This window comes from Cellulomonas biazotea (assembly GCF_004306155.1).
GTDB classification, from domain to species: Bacteria; Actinomycetota; Actinomycetes; order Actinomycetales; family Cellulomonadaceae; genus Cellulomonas; species Cellulomonas biazotea.
The window spans coordinates 1-8,113 of record NZ_BIMR01000074.1 but is presented as its reverse complement, the minus strand read 5'-3'; the positions used below and the strand labels follow the sequence as shown (position 1 = coordinate 8,113).

The following is an 8,113-nucleotide window of genomic DNA, read 5'->3' as shown; positions in this document are numbered from 1 at the left end:
GGGACGACCACGTCGGGCGCGCGGGTCGCGAGGCGGGTCCCGGCCCCGAGCAGCAGCCGGTCGGCCGGACCGAGGAAGTCGGCGGCGCCCGTCACGTCGGCGAGGTCCGCGAGCTCGCGCGCGGCGACACGCACGTCCTGCGGCCGGGCCACCCGGTCGACGAACCGGACCGCGAGCTCGAGCCCCGCGGGCGACCCGACGAGCGCGGCGAGCCGTCGCGTGGTCGCCCGCTCGCGACGGGTCTCCCCCGCGGACGTGCGGTCGAGCCACCGGCGCCCGAGCCGGACCGCGTCGTCGGCGAGGCCGCCCCCGGACGGCGCGGGACCTGCATCGACGGCGGGGTCACCCCCGGTCGGCGCTGCGCCTCCGGCGTCGAGGCGGTCCTCGCCGGGGTCACCGGGGCGGTCCTGTCGCGTCGGCATCGAGCCTCCTGGCCGTCGGGAGCCCCGGGGCCGACCCGGGGTCGTCTCACAGTGTAGTCCCGTCGGGGCGTCCGCGCCGTCCGTGCCGCGCCCGAGCGCCCTGGTGGGAGCATCTGCACGGGGTCGGATGCCCGGTTTGACGCGGTACGGGCGGCCGTCCATCCTGGGCGCGTCCGTCACGGCCGGCGGACGCGCGACACCGCCGTCGACCCTGGGGAGCCCCCGTGACCGTTCGCCCTCCCGTCCGTCGTCCCGCCGTGGACCCTGCGCCGCGTGCCGCCCGGGCCACCGCGGTCTCCCGCGCCACCCGGGTCGTCGCGAGCCTCGCCCTCGTCGTCGGCGGCCTCGCCGTCGCCGTCCCGGCCGGCGCGGCCGACGAGGCACCGGCACCGACCACCGACCGCGTCCTGGTCGCCCCCGGCGGTGCGGGCCGGGGTGTCGGCGTGCAGGCGACGATCGAGAACGAGGAGGAGTTCTGCTCGTTCCTCTCGGACGTGTACGTGTACAAGCCGGCGTACTACTCGGTCCGGACGATCAACTGCCGGCACTCCGACGTGTTCGTCAAGGGCCGCTACCTCAACGGCACCTACGGGACCTGCGTGCTCGTGCCCGCGCGGCACTCGCGCCACCTCGGCGGGTCCGTCCTCAAGCCGATGGAGGACTCGCAGATCTGCTGACGCGGCCGGGCGCCTCGCGCGGGTGATCCTGCGCGGCGCGCGGTGGCGCCGCCGACGGGCGGTGGCATGGTGGGCTCGTGACCGACCAGGCAGCGCAGCCCCGTCCCCAGTCCACCCCCCTGCAGACCGCGCAGGCCCAGCTCGCCGACGCCGTGCAGATCCTCGGCTACGACGAGGGACTCCACCTCATGCTGGCGACACCCCGCCGCGAGATGAACGTCGCGGTGCCGTTGCGGCGCGACACCGGTGAGATCGTCCTGTTCACCGGGTACCGCGTGCAGCACAACATCTCCCGCGGGCCCGGCAAGGGCGGCCTGCGGTACTCGGCGTCCGTCGACGTCGACGAGGTGCGGGCGCTCGCGATGTGGATGACCTGGAAGTGCGCCGTCGTCGACGTGCCGTACGGCGGCGCGAAGGGCGGCGTGACGATCGACCCGCCGCTCTACACGTCGTCGGAGCTCGAGCGCGTCACGCGCCGGTACACCAGCGAGATCATGCCGATCATCGGCCCGGAGCGGGACATCATGGCGCCCGACATCGGGACCAACGAGCAGACCATGGCGTGGGTGATGGACACCTACTCGGTCAACCTGGGCTACACGATCCCCGCCGTGACGACCGGCAAGCCCCTCACGGTCGGCGGCTCGCTCGGCCGTCCGACCGCCACGTCCCGCGGCGTCGTGCACGCCGCCGAGGCCGCCCTCGGCGACGCCGGCGTCCGCCTCGACGAGGTGTCCGTCGCGATCCAGGGGTTCGGCAAGGTCGGCGCGCCCGCCGCCCGGATCCTCGCCGAGGCGGGGGCGCGCGTCGTGGCCGTGTCCGACGAGCACGGCGGCGTGCACGCGCCCGGCGGCCTCGACGTCCCCGCGCTGCTGCGGCACGTCCACGCGGGCGGGCACGTGCACGAGTTCGAGGGCGGCACGCCCGTCGACAACACCCAGCTGCTCACGCTCGACGTCGACGTGCTCATCCCGGCGGCCGTCGAGGGCGTCCTCGACGCCGACACCGCCGCGCAGGTCAAGGCCCGCTGGGTCGTGGAGGCCGCGAACGGCCCGACGACGACCGAGGGCGACCGGGTGCTGGCGGACCGCGGGGTCGTCGTCGTGCCGGACATCCTCGCGAACGCGGGCGGCGTCGTCGTGTCGTACTTCGAGTGGGTGCAGGCGAACCAGGCGTACTGGTGGACGGAGCACGAGATCGCCGAGCGCCTGGAGCACCGCATGCTCGCGTCCTACCGGTCGGTCGCGGCCGTCGCGCACGCCGAGGGCGTGTCGATGCGAGACGCCGCGCTGACGATCGGTGTGCGGCGCGTCGCGGAGGCGCACCAGATCCGCGGCCTGTACCCCTGACGGGTCGGGATGACGTCCGGGGCCGCGCGCGTTGGCCCTGGACGTGACCATCCCCCTGTCCGTCCTCGACACCGCCCCGCTCAGCGCGGGCCAGACCAGCGCCGACGCCCTCGCGGCGACGACCCGGCTCGCGCAGGCGGCCGACACCCTCGGCTACCGCCGCTTCTGGGTCGCCGAGCACCACGCGATGCCCATGGTCGCGTCGACGTCGCCCGGCGTGCTCGTCGCGCACCTCGCGGCCGCGACGCGCGACATCCGCGTCGGGTCGGGCGGCGTCATGCTGCCCAACCACCCGGCGCTGGTCGTCGCCGAGCAGTTCGCGATGCTCGAGGCCCTGCACCCCGGCCGCATCGACCTCGGCATCGGCCGCGCGCCGGGGGCCAACCCGGCCACCGCGGCCGCGCTGCGCCGGACCGTCGACGGGCTGGGTGCGGAGGACTTCCCGGCGGAGCTCGTCGACGTCCTCGCGCTGCTGGGGATCCGCCTGGGCCCGACGGCCCCGTCGGCGACGGCGCGCCGCCTCACCGCGACCCCGGAGGCGACGTCGAGCCCCGAGCCGTGGCTGCTCGGGTCGAGCCTGTTCTCCGCGCAGCTCGCGGGCGAGCTCGGCCTGCCCTACTCCTACGCACACCACTTCGCGACGGGACGCACCCTGCAGGCGGCGCAGACCTACCGGCAGGCGTTCCGCCCCTCGACCGTGCTCGACGCACCGCGCCTCATGGTGTCCGCGTCGGTGCTGGTCGCCGACACCGAGGAGGAGGCACAGCACCTGGCCGGTCCGAGCCGCGTCATGACGCTCGCGCTGCGCACCGACCGCCCCCTGGCGCCCGTCGTGTCGCCCGACGAGGCCGAGCGGCTCCTCGCGGGGCTCGACCCGCAGCAGGCGGCCGACTTCTTCGCGCAGTCCCCCGGCACGCAGGTCGCGACGACGCCCGACCGGGCGGTCGAGGAGCTCGCCGCGCTCGTGGACCGGACCGGGGCGGACGAGCTCATGGTGACGGGCACGGCGTTCGACGTCGCGGACCGGGAGCGCACGCTGGCCGCGCTCGCGGCACGCTGGCCGGGGATGGCCACGGCGGCCGCCTGACGCACCGACCGCGCCGCCGGGACGCGCTCAGGTGGGCTCGTCGGCGGCGCGGTCGTCGCGCACGAGCGTCGCGCGGGCTTCCCCGCCGCCCGCCAGGTCGAGGCGCTCGCCGTCCGACCGGGCACGCAGCGGCTGCGAGAGCAGGTCGAGCACCTGGCGCTCGCACGCCATCGCCTCGTCCGGGCCGGCCATGAGCGTCGACACGACGGGCCCGAACGTCAGGTCCTCGCCCGCGAGCTGCCACGTCCCGCGCACGCGGTTCACTCCCGCGAGACCGTAGACCTGCCCGTCGCCGTCGAACGTGAGCCACGGCGCCTGGCGCACCTGCGGGGGCAGGTCGGCGCCGCCGAGGGTCTCGAACCGCCACGTCCCGCCGAGGTCGACCATGCGCCGATCATGGCACCGGCCGCCGCGCGGGTCACCCCGCGGGCGGCCGGTCGACCGGACTGCCCGTCCGCCCCTCGGGTCCCCGACCCGTCCGGCGGCACAGGGCGTCAGCCGCGCGGCTGCTTGTCCGCCCAGGCCTCGAGGGTCGTGCGCGGGCCCGTGTAGAACGGCACCTCCTCGCGCACGTGCAGGCGCGCGTCGGTGGCGCGCAGGTCGCGCATGAGGTCGACGATGCGGTGCAGCTCGCCCGCCTCGAACGCGAGGATCCACTCGTAGTCGCCGAGCGCGAACGCGGAGACGGTGTTGGCGCGGACGTCGGCGTAGTCGCGGGCGGCCTGCCCGTGCTCGACAAGCATGCGGCGGCGGTCGTCGTCGGGCAGCACGTACCAGTCGTAGGACCGCACGAACGGGTAGACGCACAGGTAGTCGCCGGCGGGCTCGCCCGCGAGGAACGCGGGGACGTGTGCGCGGTTGAACTCGGCGGGGCGGTGCAGGCCGACGACGGACCACACGGGCAGCAGGTGCCGGCCGAGGTCGCTGGCGCGAAGCCGCTGGTAGGCGCCCTGCACCTCCTCGACGGTCTCGGCGTGCCACCAGACCATGAGGTCCGCGTCGGCGCGCAGTCCCGCGACGTCGTACCAGCCGCGCACGACGAGGCCGTCGGCGCCGACGGCGTCCTGCGCGGCGGCGATGAGCTGGGCGCGCTCGGTGTCGTCCTCGGGCAGCACCTCCTCGAGCGCGAAGACCGACCACATCGTGTAGCGGACCGTGGCGTTGAGGGCCTCGGCGTCGGGCGTGGCGTGGCTCACGAGGACGTCCTTTCGGGTGGGGCGTACGAGGAGGGGCGCAGGACCGGGCGCCGGTGCGCGACCGGCGGCCGGATCAGGACCAGGGGTCGGTGGAGCAGGCGGCCGGGATGCCCGAGGGCTCGCCGGCGCGCTGCCGGCAGCAGCCGGGGCGGCACACGTCGCGCCACGCGGGCAGCGCGCCGACGGCCGCGCCCTGCGGGGCGTCGAGACCGGCGTCGGTCGCGCGGGCGAGGGCGGCGCGCTCGAGCACGAGGTCGACGAGCCCGCGGACGAACGGCTCCCGGGTGCCGACGGTGTCGGCCCGGACCGCGGCGAGGCCGAGCGTCGCGGCCGTCTCGAGCGCCTCGGTGTCGAGGTCGAACGCGACCTCCATGTGGTCCGAGATGAACCCGATGGGCGACAGCACGACCGACCGGACGCCGTCGGCGGCGAGCGCCTCGAGGTGGTCGTTGACGTCGGGCTCGAGCCACGGCTGGCTGGGCGGACCCGAGCGGGAGCAGTAGGCGAGGTCCCACGTGACGTCGCGGCCGAGCCGCTCGCCGACGGCCGCGGCGACCGTCGCGGCGACGTCGAGGTGCTGCGCGCTGTAGGTGGCGCCGCTGACGGCCGACGCCTCCTCCATGGTGTCCGGGATCGAGTGCGTGACGAACACGAGGCGTGCACCGGCCGCGGCGTCGGCGTCCAGCTTGCCGTACGCCTCGGTGACGGCGTCGACGTTGGCCTGCACGAAGCCGGGGTGGTTGAAGTAGGGCCGAACCTTGTCGGCGACGAGCGGCTGCTCGCCGTCGGGCAGCCCGAGGTCGACCGCGACGTCGCCGAGCGCGGCCCAGAGGTTCTCGCGGTACTGCCGGCAGCCCGAGTACGACGCGTAGGCGCTGGTCACGAGCGCGACGATGCGCTGCGCACCGCCGGCGCGGGCCGCGGCGAGCGCCTCGCGCGTGTACGGCTCCCAGTTGCGGTTGCCCCACACGACGGGCAGGTCGACGCCCCGCCGGGCGAGCTCGTCGCGCAGGGCCTCCTGCAGCGCGAGGTTCTGGGCGTTGATGGGGCTGGCGCCGCCGAAGTGGTGGTAGTGCTCGGCGACCTCGGCGAGCCGCTCGTCGGGGATGCCCTTGCCGGCGGTGACGTTGCGCAGGAACGGCAGCACGTCGTCGGGGCCGTTGGGGCCGCCGAACGAGTACAGCAGCAGCGCGTCGTACGGCGCGGCGGGCTGGTCGGCGGAGTGGTCGTCGGCCGGCTGCGCGAGGGTCGGGTCGGTGGGACCGGCAGCGGGCGTAGGGGTGCTCAGCGAGGTGTCGGGGGCCACCGTCCGATCATCGCACCGCCCCCGCGAGCGTTCCCGCCGGAGCGGGCGCGGGGGCGGCGTGACGTTGACCCGACGCGTTGTCAGAAAACCCCGCTCACCCCTTGACGGCCCCGCCGAGCCCGGCGCCGCGCAGGAACATCCGCTGGAAGACCAGGAACATCGCGATCGGGATGAGCGTCGAGATGGCCAGCGCGGCCATGAGGGTGCCCTTGTCGACGTTCGCCATCGACTGCAGGTAGACCGACAGCGGCTTGACGGCGTCGGACTTCAGCACGAGGAACGGCCACAGGAAGTCCTTCCACGACGCGATCACCGCGAACACCGACACGACGCCGAGGATCGGCTTGCTCATCGGCAGGACGATGCTGCGGAACAGCCGGAACGGGCCGGCACCGTCCATGCGCGCCGCCTCGAAGACCTCCCGCGGCAGCGAGTCGAAGAACCGCGCGACGAGCACGACGTTGAACGCGCTCGCCCCGGCGGGCAGCCACACCGCGAGGTAGCTGTTGATGAGGCTCGGCCCGACGGGCGGGTCGACGACGATCTTGTACAGCGGGATGAGCAGGACCACTGCCGGCACGAACAGCGTCGCGAGCACCGCCCAGTTGAGGGCGCGAGCCCACGCGGGCCGCAGCACCGACAGGACGAAGCCGCCGGTCGTCGCGACGAGCACCTGGACGAACCACGACCCGAGCGCGACCCACACGGTGTTCATGAAGAACTGGCCGATGTGGTACCTGTTCCACGCCATCTCGACGTTGTGCGTCGTGGCGCCGTTCGGGAAGAACGCGAGGGGCGTCGCCTGGATGTCCTGCGTGGGTGTGAACGCGAACTTGCCGAGCAGCAGCAGCGGGCCCAGGCACCAGACGACGAGCAGCACGAGCAGCAGCAGGTGCATCGTGCGCCAGGTGTGCTTGACGAGCGGCCGGCGCCAGTCGGCGGTGGACAGCGCACCGCGCTCCCCCGAGTCCACGACGGCCCGGCGGCGACGGCGGCGCACCTGCTCAGGGGCGACGTCGTCGCCGGGGACGGGCTGCGTCGCACGCAGCGACGTCGGGTTCTGCACGGTGGTCACGACTGGCTCCAGCTGCGGGTCAGGCGGAAGTACACGAGCGACAGCACGGCGAGGAACACCGCGAGCAGGAGGCTCAGCGCGGTCGCCTCGCCGAAGTGGTTGCCGATGGACGTGAACGCGAGCTGGTACACCCAGAGCATCACCGTCAGCGTCGCGTGGTTCGGGCCGCCGTTCGTGAACAGGAACGGTTCGAGGAAGACCTGCGCGGTGCCGATGACCTGCAGGATCAGGGTGATGAAGAGGACGCCGCGCAGGTGCGGCATCGTCACGTGCCACACCTTGCGCCACACCGACGCCCCGTCGACCTCGGCGGCGTCGTACAGCTCGGACGGCACGCTGATGAGGGCCGCCAGGTAGATGATCACCGTGCCGCCCGCGGCGGCCCACGTGGCCTCCAGGACGAGCGACGGCATCGCCATCGTCTGGTCGTTCAGCCAGGAGTACGGGCCGAGGCCCACCCAGCCGAGGATCGTGTTGAACACGCCCTGGGGCCGCGGGTCGTAGAAGAACTTCCACAGCAGCACCGCGACGACCGGCGGGACGACGACCGGCAGGTACGCGAGCACCGAGTACAGGCCCTTGCGGCGGCGCAGCTCGCTCATGAGCACCGCGCCGACCAGCGGGACCGGGTAGCCGAACACGAGCGCCAGCAGCGCGAACCACGCGGTGTTGCGCACGACCTTCGGCAGCAGCGGGTCGGCGAAGATCGCCTGGAAGTTCTCCAGGCCCACCCAGGTCGGCGGGTCGATGAGGTTCGTCTCCTGGAAGCTCATCACGACGGCCGACACGATCGGCCACCACGAGAAGATCCCGAAGATCAGCAGGACCGGCAGGCCGAACACGAGGGCGCTGAGCCCTCCGCGACGGACCCACGTGGCGGGGCTGCGGGTCGGCACGCGGGGTGCGGGGCGGGCCGCCGCCAGCGGGCGGTCGGCGAGGACGGCGTCGTCCGTGGTCATGAGGCCTTCCTGGGGAGGTCGGGGGTCCGCGGCGGTGGGGCC

Annotated in this window: 8 protein-coding genes and 1 pseudogene; 3 read left to right on the top strand and 6 right to left on the bottom strand. The window is 74.3% G+C overall.

Features of this window, described 5'->3' with window-relative positions; all coding sequences use genetic code 11:
- Positions 1–422: pseudogene (locus CBZ_RS06320) on the bottom strand (aldehyde dehydrogenase); the annotation flags it as partial.
- Positions 423–646: 224 nt separating this feature from the next.
- On the opposite strand from CBZ_RS06320, the gene CBZ_RS20780 reads away from it, so the two are divergent.
- The 3 genes from CBZ_RS20780 to CBZ_RS06305 all read left to right on the top strand — a co-directional run bounded on the left by CBZ_RS20780 (position 647) and on the right by CBZ_RS06305 (position 3,535).
- Complete coding sequence (locus CBZ_RS20780; protein WP_165446678.1) at positions 647–1,099, top strand: hypothetical protein; 453 nt, start codon at positions 647–649, stop codon at positions 1,097–1,099.
- 77 nt (positions 1,100–1,176) lie between these two features.
- Positions 1,177–2,448 (top strand): Glu/Leu/Phe/Val family dehydrogenase, encoded by a 1,272-nt coding sequence (locus tag CBZ_RS06310; RefSeq protein WP_130780730.1) that lies wholly within the window; start codon positions 1,177–1,179, stop codon positions 2,446–2,448.
- Positions 2,449–2,491: 43 nt separating this feature from the next.
- Positions 2,492–3,535: an LLM class flavin-dependent oxidoreductase gene (locus CBZ_RS06305; RefSeq protein ID WP_246013098.1), complete on the top strand. Its 1,044-nt coding sequence runs from the start codon at positions 2,492–2,494 to the stop codon at positions 3,533–3,535.
- A gap of 27 nt (positions 3,536–3,562) precedes the next feature.
- Here CBZ_RS06305 and CBZ_RS06300 read toward each other — a convergent pair whose 3' ends face one another.
- The 5 genes from CBZ_RS06300 to CBZ_RS06280 form a co-directional block, all read right to left on the bottom strand.
- A complete protein-coding gene (locus tag CBZ_RS06300) occupies positions 3,563–3,922 on the bottom strand; it encodes an META domain-containing protein (RefSeq protein WP_130780729.1) in 360 nt (119 codons plus the stop codon).
- Positions 3,923–4,029: 107 nt separating this feature from the next.
- Positions 4,030–4,731, bottom strand: coding sequence for a hydrogen peroxide-dependent heme synthase (gene hemQ, locus CBZ_RS06295; RefSeq protein WP_130780728.1), 702 nt, complete (start codon positions 4,729–4,731; stop codon positions 4,030–4,032).
- A 73-nt stretch (positions 4,732–4,804) separates the two neighbouring features.
- On the bottom strand, positions 4,805–6,037 hold the full coding sequence (locus CBZ_RS06290; protein ID WP_373862140.1) for a ferrochelatase: 1,233 nt from the start codon (positions 6,035–6,037) through the stop codon (positions 4,805–4,807).
- 94 nt (positions 6,038–6,131) lie between these two features.
- The gene (locus CBZ_RS06285; protein ID WP_130780727.1) at positions 6,132–7,112 is read right to left on the bottom strand and encodes a carbohydrate ABC transporter permease; all 981 of its coding nucleotides are present in this window, start codon (positions 7,110–7,112) and stop codon (positions 6,132–6,134) included.
- On the bottom strand, positions 7,109–8,071 hold the full coding sequence (locus CBZ_RS06280) for a carbohydrate ABC transporter permease (RefSeq protein ID WP_174768635.1): 963 nt from the start codon (positions 8,069–8,071) through the stop codon (positions 7,109–7,111). The genes CBZ_RS06285 and CBZ_RS06280 overlap by 4 nt, the downstream gene beginning before the upstream one ends.
- Positions 8,072–8,113 lie beyond the last annotated feature (42 nt).